The sequence below is a fragment of the Bartonella sp. HY761 genome (genome assembly GCF_026743145.1).
Classification (GTDB): Bacteria; Pseudomonadota; Alphaproteobacteria; order Rhizobiales; family Rhizobiaceae; genus HY038.
Map to the genome: position 1 here is coordinate 3,330,001 of NZ_CP104887.1, position 21,543 is coordinate 3,351,543.

Here is a 21,543-nt window from a genome sequence, read left to right on the forward strand (position 1 = left end):
TGTTGGCTTAGAAGCAGCCATCATTTAAAGAAAGCGTAACAGCTCACTGGTCTAAATAAGGGTCTTTGCGCCGAAAATGTAACGGGGCTAAAGCCATACACCGAAGATGTGGATTTACACGTAAGTGTAAGTGGTAGCGGAGCGTTCCATAAGCCTGTGAAGGGATACCCGTGAGGGATCCTGGAGGTATTGGAAGTGAGAATGCTGACATGAGTAACGATAAAGGGAGTGAGAGACTCCCTCGCCGAAAGTCCAAGGGTTCCTGCTTAAAGTTAATCTGAGCAGGGTGAGCCGGCCCCTAAGACGAGGCCGAAAGGCGTAGTCGATGGGAACCACGTTAATATTCGTGGGCCTGTGGGAAGTGACGGATTGCGTAAATTGTATCATCTTATTGGATTGATGATGCAGTGAAGCAGTTCCAGGAAATAGCTCCCACATTATAGACCGTACCCGAAACCGACACAGGTGGACCGGTAGAGAATACCAAGGCGCTTGAGAGAACTATGTTGAAGGAACTCGGCAAATTGCACGCGTAACTTCGGAAGAAGCGTGACCCTTTAGCGGGCAACCGTTAGGGGGTGGCACAGACCAGGGGGTAGCGACTGTTTACCAAAAACACAGGGCTCTGCGAAGTCGCAAGACGACGTATAGGGTCTGACGCCTGCCCGGTGCTGGAAGGTTAAGAGGAGATGTGCAAGCATTGAATTGAAGCCCCAGTAAACGGCGGCCGTAACTATAACGGTCCTAAGGTAGCGAAATTCCTTGTCGGGTAAGTTCCGACCTGCACGAATGGCGTAACGACTTCCCCGCTGTCTCCAACATAGACTCAGTGAAATTGAATTCCCCGTGAAGATGCGGGGTTCCTGCGGTTAGACGGAAAGACCCCGTGCACCTTTACTATAGCTTTACACTGGCATTCGTGTCGACATGTGTAGGATAGGTGGTAGACTTTGAAGCAGTGGCGCCAGCCATTGTGGAGTCTTCCTTGAAATACCACCCTTATCTACATGGATGTCTAACTGCGTTCCGTTATCCGGAACCAGGACCGTGTATGGTGGGTAGTTTGACTGGGGCGGTCGCCTCCTAAAGAGTAACGGAGGCGCGCGATGGTGGGCTCAGAACGGTCGGAAATCGTTCGCTGAGTGCAATGGCATAAGCCTGCCTGACTGTAAGACTGACAAGTCGAGCAGAGTCGAAAGACGGTCATAGTGATCCGGTGGTCCCGTGTGGAAGGGCCATCGCTCAACGGATAAAAGGTACGCCGGGGATAACAGGCTGATGACCCCCAAGAGTCCATATCGACGGGGTTGTTTGGCACCTCGATGTCGACTCATCGCATCCTGGGGCTGGAGCAGGTCCCAAGGGTATGGCTGTTCGCCATTTAAAGCGGTACGTGAGTTGGGTTCAGAACGTCGTGAGACAGTTCGGTCCCTATCTGCCGTGGGTGTAGGAATATTGATAGGATCTGTCCCTAGTACGAGAGGACCGGGATGGACGTATCTCTGGTGGACCTGTTGTGGCGCCAGCCGCATAGCAGGGTAGCTATATACGGAAGGGATAACCGCTGAAGGCATCTAAGCGGGAAACCCACCTAAAAACGAGTATTCCCATGAGAACCGTGGAAGACGACCACGTTGATAGGTCAGGTGTGGAAGTGTGGTAACACATGAAGCTTACTGATACTAATCGTTCAATCGGCTTGATCGTTCCCATTACCTATATCCAGTTAATAAAAATGCAGAAAAATCAAAACCAGCTTCAATTCGTTCATGCCTTTCGCCGACCTGGTGGTTATGGCGGAGCGGCTGCACCCGATCCCATTCCGAACTCGGCCGTGAAACGCTCCAGCGCCAATGGTACTTTGTCTTAAGACACGGGAGAGTAGGTCGCTGCCAGGTCTGCAAAATGCATGTATGAATACTATCTCTTCACCATCAAAACACCCTTATTAATCTATCTGATAAATCCCAAGCAATATAAGCCATATAGCTTAAATCATTCCTTGGAAAAAAAACACAAAATCAAGATAATAACGCTTCCTAAAAGCATGACATTATCTTAAAAATGTGCCTTAATATCAGATACTCCTTCACAACATACCGAGCGTGAAGAAGTAAACAAAACCCTTGACGCGGGGTGGAGCAGCCCGGTAGCTCGTCAGGCTCATAACCTGAAGGTCGTAGGTTCAAATCCTGCCCCCGCAACCAATATTACCCATCAGCAAAATAATAAACACATTGTTAATGCGAGTTATTTTACAATAACGTCAAAATGGCTTCGTGTTAACATTGATTGGCGCTGAGGTGCTGCTAATATGCTAACACGTACTCCTTCGCAACCAAAGAAAATCATAACCAAGATGTGTAAGTAATATCTCAGCAATAAAACAAGATAACTAACACCAATTATATAATAGCGGCCACATGGGCGGTTCTTGGCGATTGTGATTATGAAAAAGCGGTACATGCACGAAAATGAGTACTGCATGGTTATGACGTAGCTAAATGAACGATGTAGGTAGAGCTAAGTTCCAAATTCATTGATGGTAGAGATAAGCTCTTCCTGAAGTCAAAAGCTTTATAAAATAGGTGTAACAACCTCAATACATTAATCCTGCGTGTGGTCTGGGATATTTGGCGTGATAACCTAACCCTAAATTTATTCTATTCTTAATCACCGTAGAATTAAAAGACATTTAAACTAGTTTTTGGTGATCTTAATACGGTGTTGTTGGTCGTTTTTTACGAGATATTTTTAGGTGATATAACGGCGTAAACATTGCGAAATAACCTTAATACAAATTTTTATATCTAATTTTGTTTTTGCACGATGGTGTAAATTTTTGCTTGTTTCATTCAACTTCCTTTGTAGTTTTAAAAGGCAAAGCCAACAAACCGTTTAAAATTGTTTCTACATCTGCATCAAGTTTAAGGTCACGCGTAGAGTGCACGCAATATAACCCCGCACCAACTACAATTTGATTTTTAGGATTGCCAAAAAAACGCGGAGCGAGCTCACATAGATAACGTGGTTCTGGTATATCATAGGTCGTTTTGTGCTTATCGACACACTTATATAGCGCATGAGCAACGAGGTCAGCTAACTCTAATAGAGGTTCCTCGCTTTTCTTCTTTACTGTTATTTTTTTAATGTCAATATATTGTAATTTTTTAGTATTTTCATGATTGGGTTTCGATTGGCATGCTCGCAGAAACTTACGCATTTTTTCATAGTCTACGCTTCTAGCCTCTTCAAAAACAATATCAAGATTTTCGGGCGGAATTTGGTGTAACTGCATAAACCAACCTACGCGCTCCAACAAATATTGAACACATTTATTATAGTACATTTTACTATTATCATCAATGCGTCTTTTATAACCACGCAACGTTTCTTTGCGTGATATAAACCCAAATAGGTGCATATTCAGTTTAATAATTTGCCGAGTGTAGTGAATTATTTGGTAATGATTTAGATCTGAACAGTGAAGTGATTTTTTTCGTAATTGGGTTCGAACCTCTACTAAAGTATTTTCAATGACTTCTCTATCTCGGTTAGCGATAAGGCAAGCGCCTAATGTCATGTAAGGGGACGCTCCGTCTATAGATTCAGAGCGAACGTTCTCAATGCCCGCCTCGCCACTTTCATCAATAAAAATTGTATATCTTTCTTCCATAATGAAGACCTTATAAAATTTTGAAGTCAATACAAGTTATACTACAAATTTGAATTTGTGTGAACATTTAATCTAGATGATTTATTCAAATTTTGGGGCTGGCATAGATAAGGTTTAAGTATAATTATTTCATAAAGCTTGACAATACTTTTATCAATTTCTGTGTTGAATGATTATTAAAACGCCATACACACTACTTTAAGTAGAGGTGAAAGTGCTCTTTTGGTATGCCATTAAAACGACGCATATGACGCTTGGCTTGGCTCCAGAAGTTCTCGATCCTATTGATATGATTGTGCTCATCCAAAAAGGTTTTTGCTCAAAGGTTTTAAATGGTTGATCCGCTCATGGTGAAACTCAGATACATCGAGAACATCATAGGCAGAAAAGCTTATCTCGATAAATAATGGAATCTGGCTTAATTGATTGCCTAATAATCGGTAAAAGTGTTTCATTACGGGCATTTGGTATAGGAAAAGCATGAACTTTTCCATTACGTTTTAACAATCCGAATACGGGTGTTTTCCCAGCAGCTCCGCGCCCTCTTTTTCCTTTACTCACCCCACCAAAATAACTCTCATCAAGTTCAATTGCACCGCACATGAGTTCGGGGATTTCTTGCTCAAGGCGTGAGGCTATTTCCTCTCGCAGCTTGTGGAAATAAAGGGTAGCTGTGTTCCTGTTTACTCCTGCTAAAACGGCAGCAGAACGAGCCGTTGAGCCTGCTACGAAATACTTCAATCGGTTCTTCTTGTTTTACTTGCAAAAGACGACTTTTGCGACGTAACTTATCCATTTGACACCAATAGCTTTTTTTAGCTATCTATGCCAGCCCTAAAAATAAATGCGTTTGCCCAAGTATTTTCCGTAAGGTTCACCACATTTCCATTCATCGCCTAGCGGGTAATAGCCGGTCAAGATATCTGCATATCCCTTTGCCTCCAATTCAGCAAAGCTTGAAGGATAAAACAATTTATCAAATACATCAAAATTGATGAGACAGGAGGGGGTATAATTTACACATTCATCAGGCGATGCAAAGGATACGGAAAATTCGCTATCCCAACCGATTAAACCAATCTTTTCCAATGTCCAAAATTCTATTTCAGCGTTATCTATATTAGGGTAGTAAAAATAGAATTTCACTATAAAATCCTTTAAATGAATAGATGAATTTAATAAAATTGCACCACATCATCTTTGCTTAGCGGTTTAAACACAGTTGTAGCTAAATTCTTTTGTAATAAGATTAAAGAAAAATGAAAAAAAGTTTAACAATGCGATGAAAAATTTGTTTTATTGCGCTTCGATTGCGCTATTACTCTCATTTTCTTTGGCAAGAAAAGCATCAACATTTTTAATGACCTGCCGTGTTACTGCATCACGTTTGCCGCGTGTGCTCATCACTGAAAGATGGGCTTTGGCATAAATTGGATAACGTTCCGCAATTAACCGCTCCATGACGGCGCGGGGATTATCATTTTGCAAAAGTGGACGATGACTACGGCGTGAAACGCGATCCATCAAAGTATCAAGATCAGCATCAAGCCAAATTGCCAGTGCTTGATCATGAATAGCCTCGCGTGTTTGTTCATTAATATAAGCACCACCACCTGTTGCAAGAACAATTGGCCCTTTATTTAACAAACGCAAGATAACACGTTTTTCAAGATCTCTAAATTCTTGTTCGCCATATTGAGCAAAAATTTCACTAATGCTCATTTGTGAAGCGTGCTCTATTTCGTGGTCAGCATCATAAAAATCAAGATTAAGCAATTGGGCAAGCCTTTTGCCGATTGTTGTCTTGCCTGCGCCCATCAAACCAACAAGCACCAAAGAGCGCTCGCCAATATTGCTGCGCAGTCGATGGATAGCTTTGTGGATCGAAATATTTTTACTCATTTAAAATCTTTCGACATTTATCGCACATCAAGTCAAGAGGGTAGAGACATTTCTTATGTATTTTAGCCACTGGAAGAGCAGTTTTTTGTGAAAATCTATAAAATCAGCACGCTCTATTGTCATTTACTTGCCTTTTTTCAAAAAATGAAAATTATAAATTGCAAGTTTTAAAACAGATTAGCATAAGTAACGCTTAGGCGATTATCGGCTTTAATGGTAAAACATGTTTGACCTGCCAATTTTTAATTGTATTATGGCTAGATGCTGTTGATAATACCAACTGATCAAAAGCCATTGACTTACTGGCAAATATTTTTTGTATTTTTTCAATTTCTTGACGTTTTAACAGGCTATTCTCTACACCATAAGCTAAGGATAGATGCGGCATAAAGCTATCAAAATCATCGGTTTTTAAATAATCAGCAGCTCGCTGTTTTAGAGCTGCCAAATTTTCTACCAGATCAAATGCAAGATAGAAAGAACGGAAGAAAACATCTTCTTGGCGCACATCAATAATTGGTGCAGAAAAAATCGATATATCCTTGGCAATTGCTTCCATTAGCGCAATGAGGCTTGCTTCGCCCTTTTCAATATCCATACTGATATCGCCTGCAAGGGTCATATGTGGCTCAAAATTCTCGCTATTAAAAAGCTGCGAAAAATGCGCGATAGAATCGCTCAAGGGTGTAAAATCAACTGATACTGGACGCAGCCAAATAGAATAATAGGATTTTTGCAACGCATTCCCCTTTGTTGAGATCTTTACTGGATTGCTTATAATGAGTAGCAGTTCCAATCAATAGTTTTAAGCTGCTTGATGAATAATAATTGCTTGGTGATCGCTCGATATTCGATAAGCGATTTTTGCTATAATGATTAAAAACCATTTATTTTCGCTTTCAATAAAAGTTGAAAGCCTTAGTGCTTACGCGTGTTGAGAGTAGCTAAAATTTGCCATGATTGGGTGCAAATATCAAATTTTTAGAACACATTTTTAAACAATGGCAGAATGGGATTTAAAATGACCAACCATTATAAACAAATTTCAAAAAAGGCTCTTGGCAAGGTTCTTGCGCTTGCAGTTTTTACAAGCCTTGTATCAAGCACAAATGTTTTTGCAGCGCCAAATGACCATATGCCGCAGCGCATTGAACAAAGAAATGGGCCGATTAATCAAGGACTTTATAATGGCTATAAGGGCTATCGTCATCATCGCCCAGGTTATCAGCGCCATAGTGATGGTTGGTGGTATCCAGATGCAGCATTTAGGCATATTCGCCCTGCGCCACCAATTTATGGCGACCCTCATAATGGCGACAGTGGACCACGTCCACCGCTTTCTAACCACTTGGATCAACCACGCCCCAACCATCCAAGTATCAATAGGCCGATGCCGCAACGCCCAGTTTTGAACCAACGCCATATTAAGTGGTGTGCTCAACAATATCGCACTTACCGCCCATCTGATAACAGCTTTGCCGTTAGAAGAGGCGAGCGCCGTATTTGTGTATCACCATTTTCGCGCTAAAGCCTATATTTCAATTTTGAAATTCAAAGCTAGTTAATTTTAGTTGTAATTTAAATTTCAATGAAACCGTAATAAGATCCTTTCTTATTACGGTTTTTTATTTGGTTAGTATGAAAATATTCAATGGCGATGTCCAGTTTTGAAAGCATGGTTCTTAGCCAAAAATGCAATAATAAGTGCAATAAATATAAGGAGAAGAGAAAGCGTAGGTAAAGATTTGGCGCTTGTCCAGTCTAATAGATAGCCACCTATACGACCACCACCTGCCACTCCAAGGTTAAACAGCGTTACAAAGAAAGATTGTGCCATATCGGCTTCATCACTAGCGGCATCGGCAAGGGCGGTTTGTAGCAAAGTTAGCGCCCCCCAAAAAGTTAGTTCCCAAAGCGCAACACTTATATAAACCAGTGCCAAATGGTTAAAGACAAATGTTAATAAAACCATAGCGGTGGCAAAGCGAGTAAGCAAAAAAGCGGCGAGACTGAAAAGGGGAGCGATAGTTTTTTTTCATAACGATGCACCGCCATCGATTATAATATCTTGACCGACAAGATAATGCGGGCTTTGTGATAACCATTTTATAGTTTCAGCTATTTCTAAAAGGGTGCCAACTCGCTTCGAAGGGTTGCTGTTAAAGATTCTTATGTCACGCATTTTTTTGTCTTCTCCGGAACGATATGACAATTTAGTGTCAAATGGTCCAGGACTGAGCGTATGAACACGTAAATTAAAGGGCAAAACTTCAAGTGCAGAGGTTTGACTTAAAATGGTTAGAGCAGCTTTTGTTGCTCCATAACCACCCATTAGAGGTCGTATTGAGTGCAGACCAATATTAGACGCAATATTTATTATGCTTCCATTTTTATGGGGTTTCATCAATGCGATTTCTTCTTTCATACAAAGCCATACACCATAAAGATTCGTATTTATCATTTGTTTGAAATCACTATTTGTCATGGTATCAATTTCACCATTTTTGACTAGCCCAGCGCAATTAATAGCTATATCCATTTTGCTATTTTGGTTTTGCAACCAATTATTGATATTTTTAAATGCACCAGCGACATAATTTTCATCACATACATCAATTTTTTCGGTCTTAATACTGCCTGTTGCGGACTTTATTTCATTATGAACCATGTGTAATTTTTGATCTGAACGTCCTGCTATAATAAGGTTAGCGCCTAGTTTTGCATAATGTTTGGCGAGATAATAACCAATTCCAGATGTTGCACCGAGGATAAATATTGTTTTGTTTTCAAAGCTCTTTTCGGACATCATTATCTTCCAGTATAATTCTTTGTTGATCATTAAAGAATCCAGACTTGTTTTCATTTGTCAAATGAATTATTTATCAATCGACAAAAAATTGCGTGGGAATTGAAATGCGAGATTGAAAAATGGCAGGTAGACCAAGAGAATTTGATAGAGATGAGGCTTTGAAAGAAGCACGTAATCTTTTTTGGCAATATGGCTTCGAGGGGACCTCTATGGCAGATCTGACGCAAGCGCTTAATATTGCATCGGCTCGTATTTATGCGGCCTTTGGCTCTAAAGAAGCGCTTTTTCGTGAAGCTGTCGAGCAATATCAGCTTGAAAAAGGCTCCTTCGCCAATGTAGCGCTTGCGCAAAATAGTGATGCACGTGCCGCAATCGAGCAAGTTTTACGTGGGGCAATAGATGTTTACACCGATAAATTTATGGGCTGCATGGTTGTATCTTCCGCCGTTAATTACTCGCAAAACCATCATAATATCGCACAATGGCTCACCGATATGCGCAATGAACGCACTGATCTGATTAAATCCTACCTTAAGCAGGCTAAATGTGATGGTACAATTGCGCCAAACTTTAATGAAACTGCTTTTGCTGATTTTTGTTGCACTGCCCTTTGCGGCTTTTCAGTACAGGCACGCGATGGGGTTGATACTAAGCGTTTAAATGCTATTGTTGATCTGATCATGAAAGCCTATGACAGTGAAGCGCAGCCTAAGATTTAAAAATTCATCAAAATAGCTTATTTTTATTTGGTAAAATAACCCAATATGCAATAAAGCCATTTTCAGCGTGTTTATTCTGTTTTATAAACCAAATGCCCCAAAACTCTGCATTGGAAAAAATAGTGCTTTTTATACGATCGATATTATTCATATTTGCTTTTTATACCGCATCGATATTGCAGGTTTTTCTTTATACGCCGTTTTATTTTTTCTTGCCGCGAAAAAAAGCATGGATAGTGCCTAAAATATGGGGCCGCGTTACCATGTTTTTATTTAGGCATATTGTTGGCACTAATTATCGCCTTGAAGGCATGGAGAATATACCAAAAGGTGCTTGTATTATCGCACCTAAGCATCAATCCATGTGGGAAACAATCATGCTATGTATGTGCCTTGAAGATCCAAGTCTTGTGCTCAAACGCGAATTAATGCGCTTGCCAATTTTTGGGTGGTTTATGTGGAAAATTGGCATGATTCCTATTGATCGTGGATCCCCAATCAAGGCGATGAAAGCGGTGATTAATGGAGCGCGTGAAAAGGCTGCCGATGGCCGGCAAATCGTTATTTTTCCTGAAGGCACGCGTCAAGAGCCGGGTGCGGAACCGAGCTATAAGCCGGGAATTATACCAATTTATAGTGAATTATCCTTGCCCGTTATTCCTATTGCGCTTAATGCTGGGCTTTTTTGGCCGCGATCAACTGTCATGCGCTATCCTGGCACCGTTATTATGCGGGTTTTACCTGCCATTGAGCCAGGTCTTAACAAACGTGAATTTTTAAAAAAATTGGAAGAGGTTACTGAAAAAGCCTGCGATGATTTATTGATTGAAGCAGCAAATAGCAAAAATCCACCAGCTATGCCACAAACAGCTGTTAAAAGACTGGCGGAACTTGGTATTGATTGGCAGGGGCAAATACGGTGAAAATTGCAACTGCCACGGCTTTAGCTAGTCCCACTTGCGATAAGCATATACAGTTGGAAGATGTCACATTAAAGCTTGGCAATAAGACCGTCTTACAATCGATAAATGTAACATTACAACAACAGCGCATTGGTGTTATTGGCGCTAATGGTTCGGGTAAAAGTAGTTTTGCAAGATTGTTAAATGGGCTTTTGCTACCTAGTACTGGCACGGTTTTTATCGACGGTTTAGATACGAAAAAGGACGGTAAAAATATACGTCGCAAAGTTGGGTTTATTTTTCAAAATCCCGACAATCAAATCATTATGCCAACAATTGAGGAAGATATTGCTTTTGGACTTAAAAATATGAAGCTCACAAAGGCGGAAATCCAAAGACGCAGTGATGATGTTTTAAAGCTCTATAATCTTGATGCGATTAAAACATCATCTGCCCATAATTTAAGTGGTGGACAAAAGCAATTATTGGCGATTTGCGGTGTTTTGGTTATGCAGCCTGAAATTATGGTTTTTGATGAACCAACAACCATGCTCGATTTGCGCAACAAAAAGCGCATTGCCGCCCTCATCAACAATCTGCCGCAACGAGTTGTCTTGGTAAGTCACGACCTTGAACTTTTGCAGGATTTCGACCGTGTATTGGTGATCGATGAAGGCAAAATAGCCTATGATGGCAGCGCCCATGCTGCGATTGAATTTTATAAAACTTTAATGCAATGATGAGCAATTTTGAAAACAATGAGTCCGCACGTTTATGGGCCAAAAAAACACCTATTTGGGTGAAAATTATTTTCCTTTTTGTCCTTGGCTTATTTGTATTTTTTTTCACGCGCATCGATATTATGGCAATTGCCTTCCTATTGGCGCTGCTTGCTTATCCAATAGTTGGATTTAGCTTAACACTGCCAATTAAAAATCTTGTAAAATTATGGTGGCTGTTGCTTGGATTATTTTTGGTGCAATGGCTAACCATTCCATGGGCAGCTAGTTTAGCAATTACATTACGTCTTGCAATTTTATTACTTGCCGCAAATTTGATTAATGCAACGACCAAAGCAAGCGATATGCTTGACGCATTTGAGCGATTCTTTATGCTCTTTAAACCGCTTGGCGCTAACCCCAAAAAAATTGCATTGGCCTTGTCGTTGACCTTGCGATTTGTACCAGTTGTGAAAACCATTGCCGATGATATTTATGAAGCACAAAAGGCTCGCGGTTTAGAGCGTAGCTTTTTAGCACTCTTTATCCCTTTGCTTATTCGCATTATAAAAATGGGTGATGACGTTGCGCAAGCAATTTTGTCGCGCAGCTATGACAATGAATGATTCGATCAAGACATTTTTAAGCTTGAGCATAAGTCTTAGCAAAGGCAAAAATACCCAATAAAATTTATAAAATGGCAAAGAAACAAAGCGAAAAAATATGCGCCATGCTTTAGCCGCAATGCGAACCATTTTTTATCAGATTGCGGCAAAATTAGGCCTTTATGAAAGAAATATGACTAAAAAAGGCGCTTTTTGCATGCTCTTCGCAGATCAGCTATGCAAAGTTAATACTACTCAAATTATCGTGAAAAACCTATATTGATTTTAACAAAACAATAAAACGTAACAAACAATATCTAGGTGATTAAAATGAATTTGGTTCGCTCTTTCAATAACTGGCGTCGTTACCGTACAACGGTTAATGAGTTAAATAGCCTTTCTGCTCGTGAGCTTAATGATCTTGGCATTAACCGTGCTGAAATTCCATCAATTGCTCGTCGCGCAACACGTTAATATTCAAAATTGATCTTAAAATTTGATCATAAAATTTGATCTAGGCGCTCGCTGTTGAGTTGAGAGCCGTTAAATTGAAATTTAAATTTTTAGGGTAAATCTCCTCCTCCTATACCCTGAAAATTTTGGAAGACCGACATCTCCTCCTCCTCCCAGTCGGTTTTCAATTCAAACACCTGCTGCATTTCCTCCCGCAGCAGGTGTTTTTTTATGGCAAAACGCATTGCCTAAAGAGCTATTTAATAAAGCCTATATTAGGAATTTTTTTAGAAATCTTTGTGAAATGGCTAGGGCAGCTATGCAAACTTGGCACTACTCAAATAAATGTGAACAGCCTATATTCAGGTTAACAAAGCAATAAAGCTTAACAAACAAAATCTAGGTGATTAAAATGAATTTGGTTCGCTCTTTCAACAACTGGCGTCGTTATCGCACAACAGTTAACGAGCTTAGCCGTCTTTCCTCTCGTGAGCTCAATGATCTTGGCATTAATCGTGCTGAAATCCCAACAATTGCTCGTCGCGCAACACGTTAATAAATTATTCATAGGCGCTCTCCAAAAATGGGTTGAGAGCTTTTGAGTTAGAAATTAGTATTATTACAGTTTTTTCAGGGTTCTCCTCCTCCTATACCCTGAAAATTTTGGAAGACCGACATCTCCTCCTCCTCCCAGTCGGTTTTCAATTCAAGCGCCTGCTGCACCTCCTCCCGCAGCAGGCGTTTTTTTTATGCGTAAAATTTAGTGTTAAGCAAAGCCGCGCATAAAAAAACCGCATATAATATGCGGCTTTTTGATCAAAAATTACGAAATATCAGTATATTAAAAAGGTGAGATATTTAAACCAACTCTTATCCTGATATATGTTTGCTATTCCATTTCTTCGCGCAGCATTTCAAGCTCCAACCATTCTTCTTCTTTTTCCATTAGCGATGTTTGCTTTTGCTCAAGTTTTTTAGAAAGGTCATGGAAACGGTCGGCATTTTTGCTATAAAGATTAGGATCAGATAATTCTTTTTCAAGAATCGCTATTTCACCATTGAGCTTTTCCATCTCAATCGGCAAATTATCAAGCGCGTATTTTTGTTTAAAAGAAAGTTTCCGTTTTTGTTCCTTTGCTGGTGCATTATCGTTTTTTTGTCCGGCATTTGCCGTGTCATTATTTTTGGTTGCTTTTTGCTCTTTGCGTATGCTCAGCGCCTTATCTTTACGTTGTGCTAACATATCACTATAGCCACCGGCATATTCCAACCAATCGCCATCACCTTCTGGCGCAATAACCGATGTGACGGTGCGATCAAGAAAATCGCGATCATGACTTACAAGAATTACCGTGCCGGGGAAGCCGGCAACGAGTTCTTGCAAGAGGTCGAGGGTTTCCATATCAAGATCATTGGTGGGCTCATCGAGGATAAGCAAATTTGCAGGGCGTGCCAAAAGCCGTGCTAGCATTAATCTTGCGCGTTCACCACCCGAAAGCTCGCGAATAGGCGTGCGTGCTTGCTCGGTTTGAAAGAGAAAATCTTTCATATAGGATACAACGTGTTTTTGTTCGCCATTAACAATAACGCTATCGCCGCGCCCGTCAGTCAAATAATCTTTAAGGCTTTCATCAAGATTAAGGCTGCGTTTTTGGTCAAGCATTGCCACTTCAAGATTAACCCCAAGGCGCACACTGCCTTTATCAGGCTCAATAAGGCCGGTTAAAATTGAAAGCAGCGTGGTTTTGCCGGCACCATTAGGGCCAACAAGTCCAATACGATCACCACGATTAATACGGGTAGAAAAATCTTTAATCAAAACACGCTCGCCATAGGCTTTAGCAATATGTTTGGCTTCAACCACTAATTTACCCGAATCGCGGCTATCCGCGGCTTGCAATTGCACAACGCCTTGTGGTCCTTGATGGCTACGATGGCGGGCGCGTAAATTATGCAATTCATCAAGACGGCGAACATTTCTCTTACGCCGCGCTGTCACACCATAGCGCAGCCAATGCTCCTCACGCTCGATCTGGCGGCCAAGCTTATGCTGATCGCGTTCTTCTTCTTCTAAAACCTTATCGCGCCATTCTTCAAAAAATTTAAAGCCTTGATCCAAGCGGCGGGTAACACCGCGATCAAGCCATACGGTTGAGCGGCTCACGGTTTCAAGAAAACGCCGATCATGGGAAATAATTACTAATGCCGAGCGAATTTGCGCAAGCTCATTTTCAAGCCATTCAATGGTGGTAAGATCAAGGTGGTTGGTTGGCTCATCTAATAATAAAACATCGGGTGAAGGCGCAAGTACACGGGCAAGGGCTGCACGGCGCGCCTCACCACCAGATAAATCACGCGGATTAGCTTCACCACTTAAACCCAGATGATCCAACAAATAACCAACGCGGTAATGGTCATCAGCTGGCCCAAGTCCTGCCTCAACATAGGCCTCCACCGTGTCAAAACCATCCATATCAGGACTTTGTGGCAAATAGCGAATGGTCGCACCTGGATGACGAAAAATTTCGCCATCAGTTGGCTCAACAAGGCCAGCTGCTATTTTTAAAAGGGTGGATTTACCAGACCCATTGCGGCCAACCAATGCAATGCGCTCCCCCTCGCTAACGCTTAAATTGGCATTGGTTAATAAAGGCGTGCCCCCGAAGGTAAGCGATAATTGATCAAGGGTTAAAAGAGGAGGATTGGCCATAATATCTCATATTGTTAAGCAGCTTTAAAACTTTAATAGCGGTGTATAGCATTTTAGCTCTAAGTGGAAACCGCTTTTATAGGAACTAGCAAAATAAAAGCAAAAAACCGGCTTTTAAAAAACCGGCTTTAAAGCAGTGAAGTAAATTAGGCTTTATTGTGCATCAAGTTCCTTAACCTTGTCGATGAACTTCATAGCATCTGCATCGCCCCAAGGTGCAGAGCCGATAAGGCTAGCCGTCAAACAACCATCCTTGTCAATAATCAATGTGGTTGGAAGCCCGAGTGCCAAACCTTCACGGCGTAATTTATAAAAAATTGCCATAGAAGTATCGCGATAAAACGGCAAATTATCGGCTTTATATTCTTTTAAAAAGTCATGCACATAGCTATCTTCTTGCTTATCAACATTGACTGCAACAACAGCAAGAGAATCATCCGCTTTTTTGTCTTGCACCTTGGCAATATCGGGCATTTCCTCACGGCATGGCCCACACCACGTTGCCCAAAGGTTTAAGAAAACTGTTTGTCCTTTAAAATCAGAAACTTTAACTTCCTTACCGTCTGCGTTTTTAAAGGTTAAATCACCGGCATAAAACGGATCTTGTGCCATAATAACATTGGTAAACTCGCCAGAACGACTTTTTTTCAACGAGCTTAATTTTTGTTCATTTAACGCACAAGACTTATTTTCTGCCATTGAGGGGGCGGGGAAAATCGCGTATAGCAAAAATGGTAGAAGGGCAAAAATATACGAGCTTTTAGGTTTAAAAACAGTTTTTATTGCTGTTTTAATCCTTTTGCCATAAGGTTTTTCTTCAAGCATTTTATTATTCCTTTAATTCAGGGCCAAGATTATGACTGAGACCGATAAAAGCAACCAGATGTGGGGTGGACGTTTTGCTTCTGGCCCCGACGCTATTATGGAAGAAATTAATGCTTCCATTGATTATGACCGCAAACTTTATAAACAAGATATCAAAGGTTCCCTTGCTCATGCAGCGATGCTTGCTAAACAAGGTATTATTTCTGCTCATGATATGCAAGAGATAGAGCGCGGATTGCATATTATTTTGAAAGAAATTGAAAGCGGTAGCTTTGTTTTTTCACGCCGCCTTGAAGATATTCATATGAATATTGAAGCGCGTCTTAAGGATCTTATTGGCGAACCGGCAGGGCGTTTGCATACCGCGCGTTCGCGTAATGATCAGGTGGCGGTTGATTTTCGTCTCTGGGTTAAGGATGAAACGCAAAAGACAGCTGCTAGCCTCCATAAGTTAATTGTTCTTTTAGTCAAGCGTGCGGAACAATTTGCTGGAAATTATATGCCGGGCTTTACTCACTTACAAACGGCGCAGCCAGTTACCTATGGTCACCACCTTATGGCCTATGTTGAAATGTTTGGCCGTGATTTGTCGCGTATGCAAGATGCGGTCAATCGCATGGACGAGTCACCCCTTGGTGCCGCAGCCCTTGCCGGTACGGGCTTTCCAACCGATCGTTTCATGACCGCCAAATTATTAGGCTTTCGTGAACCAACTCGCAATTCGATTGATAGCGTATCTGATCGTGACTATGCGCTTGAGTTTTTAAGTGCAGCCTCGATTTGCGCCACCCATCTATCCCGTATGGCTGAGGAAATTGTTATTTGGTCAACACCACAATTTAATTTTGTGCGCTTGTCTGACAGTTTTTCAACCGGCTCATCGATTATGCCTCAAAAGAAAAACCCTGATGCCGCAGAGCTTATCCGTGCAAAAACGGGCCGTATCAATGGTGCATTAATCACATTGCTGACCGTGATGAAAGGCTTACCGCTTGCCTATTCTAAAGACATGCAAGAAGATAAGGAAGCAGTATTTGACGCGGCTGAAACCTTAGAGCTGTGCATTGCTGCTATGACGGGTATGATGAGCGATATTCACATTAATACCGATGCTATGGCAAAAGCTGCAGGCTCTGGTTTTTCCACCGCTACCGATCTTGCTGATTGGCTAGTGCGCGTGCTTGGCTTACCCTTTAGGGAGGCTCATCACGTTACTGGACGTGCGGTTGCACTAGCTGAAGAAAAGAAAGTGGAACTTGGTGCGCTAACTTTGCAAGACTTACAATCTATCCACAATGATATTACCAGTGATGTATTTGATTACCTCACCGTAGAAAAGTCGGTTGAAAGCCGTCAATCTTACGGTGGTACAGCGCCAAATCAAGTGCGCCAACAAATCGAAATTTGGAAAAAGCGCTTATCATAAAATTGCAATCTATTTTTTTAAGATGCCATAGTGCAACAGCATGGCGGACTCACATTTTAAGTCCGCCTGACTTGGTCTTTTTGATAAAAATCAATTTTAAAATACCTCATTTTATCAATCTCGTGTAAAATTAATATGCGTGGGAAATATATTGGTAAAATAGATACGGTATAGTTTGATTTTTTGTCGCGAAACTTTGTTGAAATTGATTAAAATATTTACAAATAATTAAAATTAGGGTTATCTATTTACTCAAGTAACCTGTTTAATCAGTATTTAAATACAACTTAAGCGCGATTTAGAGAATTATAAATATATTTAATCAAAAAATACTGGCTCGAAATGGAGCTAGTTTATATTTTCTAATATTAATTTCTTGGAAATTATGTAATTTTTAGTTGTATTTTTCTTAAGATTTAAAACAAAACAGTTTTCCACCACATTATAGCCTTAAACTAATTAGCCGGTTAATTTTATTTGACATGAATCAAAATACACCATATAGTTGTATTGCTATCATATGATATCCTGCATGTGTTAGCGGCAGAACGGTGCCCCGCAATTAGCCGTCTGTCATCCCGGCCTCAGGACGTAATCCGGATGCTTCTGCATCCGGATTATTATTTTATAGAGATATTGGTTAGCAAGAAATTATTGCCGTTGCTGAGTAGTTGTATTTAAACCAATATAGCCTTATCTCTTGCCAGTTTTTACGTAAAGATATTAGTTTAATCTAAAATATCCAAAAATCTTTCGTAATACCGACTATAACCTTTTAAAAAATCCAAAATTTATTTAACAAAATCGAACTAGAAATTAATTTAGCAGTTTGTGTCGAGTTTTACTTGAGCTGGTTTGGCAAAATTCAGATTAGTTAATATTATGGACATAGAACTTCTGCATTTATGATAAGTCTTTCGTAAAATGCTTATGACAAAATATTCTATTAAGTGTTTGCTGCGACATTCATGCTATTTAAAGCGCCAAGGATATCAATATGGGCTTTGATGGGTAGGTGATCTGATGCAATGCGGGCCAAAGCACTTTTGTGCACCTCTACAGAATTTATTAGATTTTTAGGATAAGCAAACACGCGATCCAAAGCTAAGACGGGAAAACGCGCAGGAAAACTTGGTAAAGTTCCCATTGCAAGGTCAAAAAGCGGTGATAGGCTGGTGAGAGATGACCCTTTACCAATACGCCATTCATTCAGGTCACCAATTAATAAAGTTGGCATGTCTGGGCGCGTTTCAAGATAGCTTAAAATAGTTTTTGCTTGCTGTATACGCGAACGGTGTAATAAACCAAAATGCGCACCAATAACTCGTAGGGGGCCATAAATTAACTCAAATTCAACAATGACAGCGCCGCGCGGCTCTAATCCTGGCAATTTTATCTGATGTACATCACGCACTTCGCCATTACGAAAAAATAGCCCATTGCCGTGCCAACCGTGCCCCAGCGATGACATGGCCTGTATTGGTACGGGCTTTAATCCGGTGCGCTCATTTAAATAATTCAGATCCAAAAGGCCTATGCGTTCACCAAAGCGTTTATCGATTTCTTGCAAACCTATAATATCAGCATTAAGTTCAGAAATAACATTAACAATTCTTTCAGGATTAAATATCTTGTCAAGGCCCACACATTTATGAACATTATAGGATGCGATAACCGTATCGCCACCCTCCCTATCTGCTGATAGTGGCCGATGTCCGCGACGATTTCTAATCGCAGAATCGACATTCTGGCGTAGTGTTTTATTATTGAGCTTAGGAAAGGAAAATCGCTTTTTCTTTTTATCCATTTTTCACTTCCTCATAGATCATTTTTAGCAACTAATTTTCGTCACCGTCATTTTATCCATTACGATCCCAAAAAACATCAATTTACTGTTCATATTGTTAAAAAAATAATCAATTATCTGTGTAACATTGTCGTTTTGCAATTTGTCATTTTGACATTACAATTTTATGAAAGGTTCAACGCCGTCTAAAGTGTTTCATTATAAGGCAAATTCTAGCAACTTAAATCAGTTGCCTTTATTCAATTTATAAAGGTTTCTTTGACCCGTTTGGAGCAATATATATAAATTAATAAAATTATATCTATGAATAAAATCAAAAGAATCTCAAAATAAAATTTAAAAAAATAATTCAAATATTCAAAATTTGGTATTTGCTTTATATAAGCTGCATTATAAAGAAAATTACTTATTAAAAATAATATAAACATAGTAGGGAAATAATAGTATTTTTTGAAATATCCAATTGCAATGATAAAGAGCATCACAAATTGGAATAAAAATAATGGAAACAAAAAGTTTGTATTTAATAGCTTCGCTACAATGAAATTATTTGAAAAATCAGCATTAAAGAAATAAGTTGAAAAATCACTATTAAAAATTGCTATGATGTCGCGTATACATGAAATTGTAAATAAAATAAGATAAAGGGCAACCAAGTAAAGCGCGCCGCCAATTTTAGTATTTTTTACAATTTTTCCCTTCTTTGCGGTGATATTGCTACTTGTATTTATACCATTCATAACGGTTCCAAACTCAATCTAAGAATTGAAATAACTATATTTAAAAAACAATTAATTAACGAAGGTGTTTTTTACTCGCTTAGAAAAAATAATATAGAATAGAAAAATAACAGCTATAAAACAGCCTAGCCAATAAATAGGGGACGTAAACACTTCATCTTTTTTAAATCTATATTTAAAAAATAAGGCATAACCAACATCCAAGCAAATTCGATAGATCAAAAATGCAATAAATACATATGGGAAGGTTCGTTTTTCCTTAAGTAACCCTATGAAAGCCATTGTCATTAAGACTAAATCAAATAAGAATGGAGCAGAAAGAAATGAGACTAAAACTTGGGTAAAGCTGTCAAAATTGTAAATAAATTGAACCTTATTTAAAATATAGCTGACATTATAAACCACGTGATATGTTAAGTATATTGCAACCAAATAAAGCAATCCACCAATTTTAGGGTCACTTTTTTGCAATTTATTTTTCACTACTAAATTACTTGAAACGTTCAATATGTTTTCCTCGATTGGCAGCCAATTATAAATCAGTTCGATATAGTTAAAATATTAGAATTTTTTTAAGATATGACTTATTTGATATATGACTAAGGGTCGACTTTATAGTCAACGGCGTTACTATAAACAATGTAATGGTGGTTATTCAAGTACTGGTTATTTTATATATTATAAAATCATTATTTTGCTTTAATATCTACTAAGGTAGATGTTGGTTAATATTTTTATGCTGATGGTTAAACAAAGAAAACTATCATAAATTTTGATAAATTCATTTATTTTATTTGCTGTTGCTAGTGAGCGCTTTTGGCTTGTACGCTTAATGTAAATACAAGACGCCAGCTATTAGCTTGTATTCTGGCACAAAATTGCGCGCTACAAATGAGCTCTTTATGATTTTTCAACATATTAGCTTGGCTTTGCTTGGAAATGGTGTGGCGTTTTCAGTATCAAAATAGCGTTTAGCGCTTCAATATCGGTATTTGGATAATTTGTTCAGGTTATTTTTCTTGCAAGAAATAGGTGCTAAACATGGTTGATGTTAAATAGGCTGCTATAAAGTTTACCGCCTGATTTAGTCATAAAAATACGCAAATGAGTGATCCGCAAGGATATTAGCGATTGGGTTCGGGTAATATCGAAACTCAAACGAATTCTCGCACTTCGCGTTGATGGAAAAGCTCATAAATGGTTTAGCAGGCGTGAAATTATTAAAATTTTACGGCAGATTAAAAAACTGTTTAGATGAAAAAATATGAAATCTCATTGCACATTATTGAGTGAGATTATTGTGAATATGTAAATGCATCAAGCTCTCAGTTAGATAATTAAAAATCTATGTTTTTTTTATCGCTCCCTTAATTGCCAGATGGATAAGAGTAAAAAGGCTAATGAGGGCAGCAGCATAGATCAGATAAATAGAAATGCCAAAGGTTTGATTAATGTCAACGCCGTTTTTGGCAAGGCATGAATTAAATGCTGTATCGACACGTTTTGCTATCACGAAGAATATGCCAAATAATGAAGCAAAGCTGCAAACTATGTATGCGAAAATAGTGCTTAAAATTTCGTAGGCCGACATGATGATAAAAATAATGCCAAGGAGGATGCTTGCCCACATCATCGAATAGGAGCCAATACGCCACATCTTATATTGGTTCCGAAAAAGAAAACTAACACTGAGCACCAGTGGCAAGGCGACAAAAAGCAGCCAAATAATTGGACCAAATGTTGTTGCCCAAAGTGGGGTGCCGCTCCAAATAGTCAATTCGGGTTGGTTTTTTGGGTAATGATAGGTGGTGAATGCTGAGGCTATTATACAGATGATGACCGCAAAGCTTGCTACATTAAAAAAACGTTGTGATGGATTGTTCACGGCTTTAAGAGTTTCAAGATCGTTTTTTTCTTGCATTTTCGCCTCCTTTAATGTATTTGAACATAATTCAATGTTGAACGATGTTCAATATGAAAGAGAAATAAAGCAAATTTATGATATTATAATTTGAAATGTGTTGTGGAGTATTTAAAATTTTACATAATAAACAATTTGTTATATTTTTTAAGGAAATTAAGTGATTGTTTTGTGTTAAATGGAATCAAATAGGCGGATTGTTTACTTGTCGCTCGTCACTTGGTAAAAACCACTTATCATCTACGGATAAAGCGTGAATGCATATTAAGTCGAGGCAAGCACTCTAATCTTTTTTTAAATGCTATTGGCAGCAAAATTTAGGAATAAAT

The 21,543-nt window shown here is 39.4% G+C and carries 20 protein-coding genes, 1 tRNA gene, 2 rRNA genes and 1 pseudogene (1 of these 24 only partly in view); 11 read left to right on the top strand and 13 right to left on the bottom strand.

The window, feature by feature from the left end; genetic code table 11:
• From N6A79_RS14275 to N6A79_RS14285, 3 genes are all read left to right on the top strand, one after another.
• Positions 1 to 1,707, top strand: a 23S ribosomal RNA gene (locus N6A79_RS14275) (it extends 1,106 nt beyond the left edge of the window).
• Positions 1,708 to 1,783: 76 nt separating this feature from the next.
• A 5S ribosomal RNA gene (gene rrf, locus N6A79_RS14280) occupies positions 1,784 to 1,898 on the top strand.
• Between the two features lie 232 nt (positions 1,899 to 2,130).
• Positions 2,131 to 2,207, top strand: a tRNA-Met gene (locus N6A79_RS14285).
• Between the two features lie 644 nt (positions 2,208 to 2,851).
• On the opposite strand, the gene N6A79_RS14290 is transcribed toward N6A79_RS14285, so the two are convergent.
• The 5 genes and pseudogenes from N6A79_RS14290 to N6A79_RS14310 all read right to left on the bottom strand — a co-directional run bounded on the left by N6A79_RS14290 (position 2,852) and on the right by N6A79_RS14310 (position 6,317).
• Complete coding sequence (locus tag N6A79_RS14290; protein WP_268546449.1) at positions 2,852 to 3,676, bottom strand: DUF3800 domain-containing protein; 825 nt, start codon at positions 3,674 to 3,676, stop codon at positions 2,852 to 2,854.
• Positions 3,677 to 3,800: 124 nt separating this feature from the next.
• Positions 3,801 to 4,472, bottom strand: a pseudogene (locus tag N6A79_RS14295) (IS1595 family transposase).
• Positions 4,473 to 4,510: 38 nt separating this feature from the next.
• A complete protein-coding gene (locus tag N6A79_RS14300) occupies positions 4,511 to 4,822 on the bottom strand; it encodes a hypothetical protein (protein ID WP_268546450.1) in 312 nt (103 codons plus the stop codon).
• 150 nt (positions 4,823 to 4,972) lie between these two features.
• The gene (locus N6A79_RS14305; RefSeq protein ID WP_182418276.1) at positions 4,973 to 5,578 is read right to left on the bottom strand and encodes a shikimate kinase; all 606 of its coding nucleotides are present in this window, start codon (positions 5,576 to 5,578) and stop codon (positions 4,973 to 4,975) included.
• 193 nt (positions 5,579 to 5,771) lie between these two features.
• Entirely contained in the window at positions 5,772 to 6,317 is a 546-nt protein-coding gene (locus N6A79_RS14310) for a hypothetical protein (RefSeq protein ID WP_268546451.1), read from the bottom strand.
• Positions 6,318 to 6,599: 282 nt separating this feature from the next.
• Here N6A79_RS14310 and N6A79_RS14315 point away from each other — a divergent pair, with 282 nt between their 5' ends.
• Positions 6,600 to 7,106, top strand: a complete 507-nt coding sequence (locus tag N6A79_RS14315) for a BA14K family protein (RefSeq protein ID WP_268546452.1) — start codon at positions 6,600 to 6,602, stop codon at positions 7,104 to 7,106.
• A gap of 120 nt (positions 7,107 to 7,226) precedes the next feature.
• Here N6A79_RS14315 and N6A79_RS14320 read toward each other — a convergent pair whose 3' ends face one another.
• Positions 7,227 to 7,550 (bottom strand): hypothetical protein, encoded by a 324-nt coding sequence (locus N6A79_RS14320; RefSeq protein WP_268546453.1) that lies wholly within the window; start codon positions 7,548 to 7,550, stop codon positions 7,227 to 7,229.
• Between the two features lie 63 nt (positions 7,551 to 7,613).
• On the bottom strand, positions 7,614 to 8,417 hold the full coding sequence (locus tag N6A79_RS14325; RefSeq protein ID WP_268546454.1) for an SDR family NAD(P)-dependent oxidoreductase: 804 nt from the start codon (positions 8,415 to 8,417) through the stop codon (positions 7,614 to 7,616).
• Positions 8,418 to 8,506: 89 nt separating this feature from the next.
• Here N6A79_RS14325 and N6A79_RS14330 point away from each other — a divergent pair, with 89 nt between their 5' ends.
• The 6 genes from N6A79_RS14330 to N6A79_RS14355 all read left to right on the top strand — a co-directional run bounded on the left by N6A79_RS14330 (position 8,507) and on the right by N6A79_RS14355 (position 12,341).
• Entirely contained in the window at positions 8,507 to 9,106 is a 600-nt protein-coding gene (locus N6A79_RS14330) for a TetR/AcrR family transcriptional regulator (protein ID WP_268546456.1), read from the top strand.
• Positions 9,107 to 9,198: 92 nt separating this feature from the next.
• Positions 9,199 to 10,029, top strand: a complete 831-nt coding sequence (locus N6A79_RS14335; protein WP_182418281.1) for a lysophospholipid acyltransferase family protein — start codon at positions 9,199 to 9,201, stop codon at positions 10,027 to 10,029.
• Positions 10,026 to 10,748: an energy-coupling factor ABC transporter ATP-binding protein gene (locus N6A79_RS14340; protein WP_268546457.1), complete on the top strand. Its 723-nt coding sequence runs from the start codon at positions 10,026 to 10,028 to the stop codon at positions 10,746 to 10,748. The genes N6A79_RS14335 and N6A79_RS14340 overlap by 4 nt, the downstream gene beginning before the upstream one ends.
• Entirely contained in the window at positions 10,748 to 11,353 is a 606-nt protein-coding gene (locus N6A79_RS14345) for an energy-coupling factor transporter transmembrane component T family protein (RefSeq protein WP_268547600.1), read from the top strand. The genes N6A79_RS14340 and N6A79_RS14345 overlap by 1 nt, the downstream gene beginning before the upstream one ends.
• Before the next feature lie 309 nt (positions 11,354 to 11,662).
• Positions 11,663 to 11,806: a DUF1127 domain-containing protein gene (locus tag N6A79_RS14350; RefSeq protein WP_182418283.1), complete on the top strand. Its 144-nt coding sequence runs from the start codon at positions 11,663 to 11,665 to the stop codon at positions 11,804 to 11,806.
• Positions 11,807 to 12,197: 391 nt separating this feature from the next.
• Positions 12,198 to 12,341: a DUF1127 domain-containing protein gene (locus N6A79_RS14355; protein WP_182418284.1), complete on the top strand. Its 144-nt coding sequence runs from the start codon at positions 12,198 to 12,200 to the stop codon at positions 12,339 to 12,341.
• 333 nt (positions 12,342 to 12,674) lie between these two features.
• On the opposite strand, the gene N6A79_RS14360 is transcribed toward N6A79_RS14355, so the two are convergent.
• Positions 12,675 to 14,495: an ABC-F family ATP-binding cassette domain-containing protein gene (locus N6A79_RS14360; protein WP_182418285.1), complete on the bottom strand. Its 1,821-nt coding sequence runs from the start codon at positions 14,493 to 14,495 to the stop codon at positions 12,675 to 12,677.
• Positions 14,496 to 14,648: 153 nt separating this feature from the next.
• Positions 14,649 to 15,320, bottom strand: a complete 672-nt coding sequence (locus tag N6A79_RS14365) for a TlpA disulfide reductase family protein (RefSeq protein ID WP_268546459.1) — start codon at positions 15,318 to 15,320, stop codon at positions 14,649 to 14,651.
• A 31-nt stretch (positions 15,321 to 15,351) separates the two neighbouring features.
• Here N6A79_RS14365 and argH point away from each other — a divergent pair, with 31 nt between their 5' ends.
• Complete coding sequence (gene argH, locus N6A79_RS14370; protein WP_268546460.1) at positions 15,352 to 16,746, top strand: argininosuccinate lyase; 1,395 nt, start codon at positions 15,352 to 15,354, stop codon at positions 16,744 to 16,746.
• 946 nt (positions 16,747 to 17,692) lie between these two features.
• Here argH and N6A79_RS14375 read toward each other — a convergent pair.
• The 4 genes from N6A79_RS14375 to N6A79_RS14390 form a co-directional block, all read right to left on the bottom strand.
• On the bottom strand, positions 17,693 to 18,553 hold the full coding sequence (locus N6A79_RS14375; RefSeq protein WP_262079257.1) for an endonuclease/exonuclease/phosphatase family protein: 861 nt from the start codon (positions 18,551 to 18,553) through the stop codon (positions 17,693 to 17,695).
• Between the two features lie 239 nt (positions 18,554 to 18,792).
• Positions 18,793 to 19,293 carry a DUF2569 family protein gene (locus N6A79_RS14380; RefSeq protein ID WP_262079259.1) on the bottom strand — a complete coding sequence of 167 codons (501 nt, stop codon included), beginning with the start codon at positions 19,291 to 19,293 and terminating at the stop codon, positions 18,793 to 18,795.
• A gap of 51 nt (positions 19,294 to 19,344) precedes the next feature.
• Complete coding sequence (locus tag N6A79_RS14385; RefSeq protein ID WP_268546461.1) at positions 19,345 to 19,800, bottom strand: DUF2569 family protein; 456 nt, start codon at positions 19,798 to 19,800, stop codon at positions 19,345 to 19,347.
• Between the two features lie 838 nt (positions 19,801 to 20,638).
• The gene (locus N6A79_RS14390; RefSeq protein ID WP_268546463.1) at positions 20,639 to 21,214 is read right to left on the bottom strand and encodes a hypothetical protein; all 576 of its coding nucleotides are present in this window, start codon (positions 21,212 to 21,214) and stop codon (positions 20,639 to 20,641) included.
• Positions 21,215 to 21,543 lie beyond the last annotated feature (329 nt).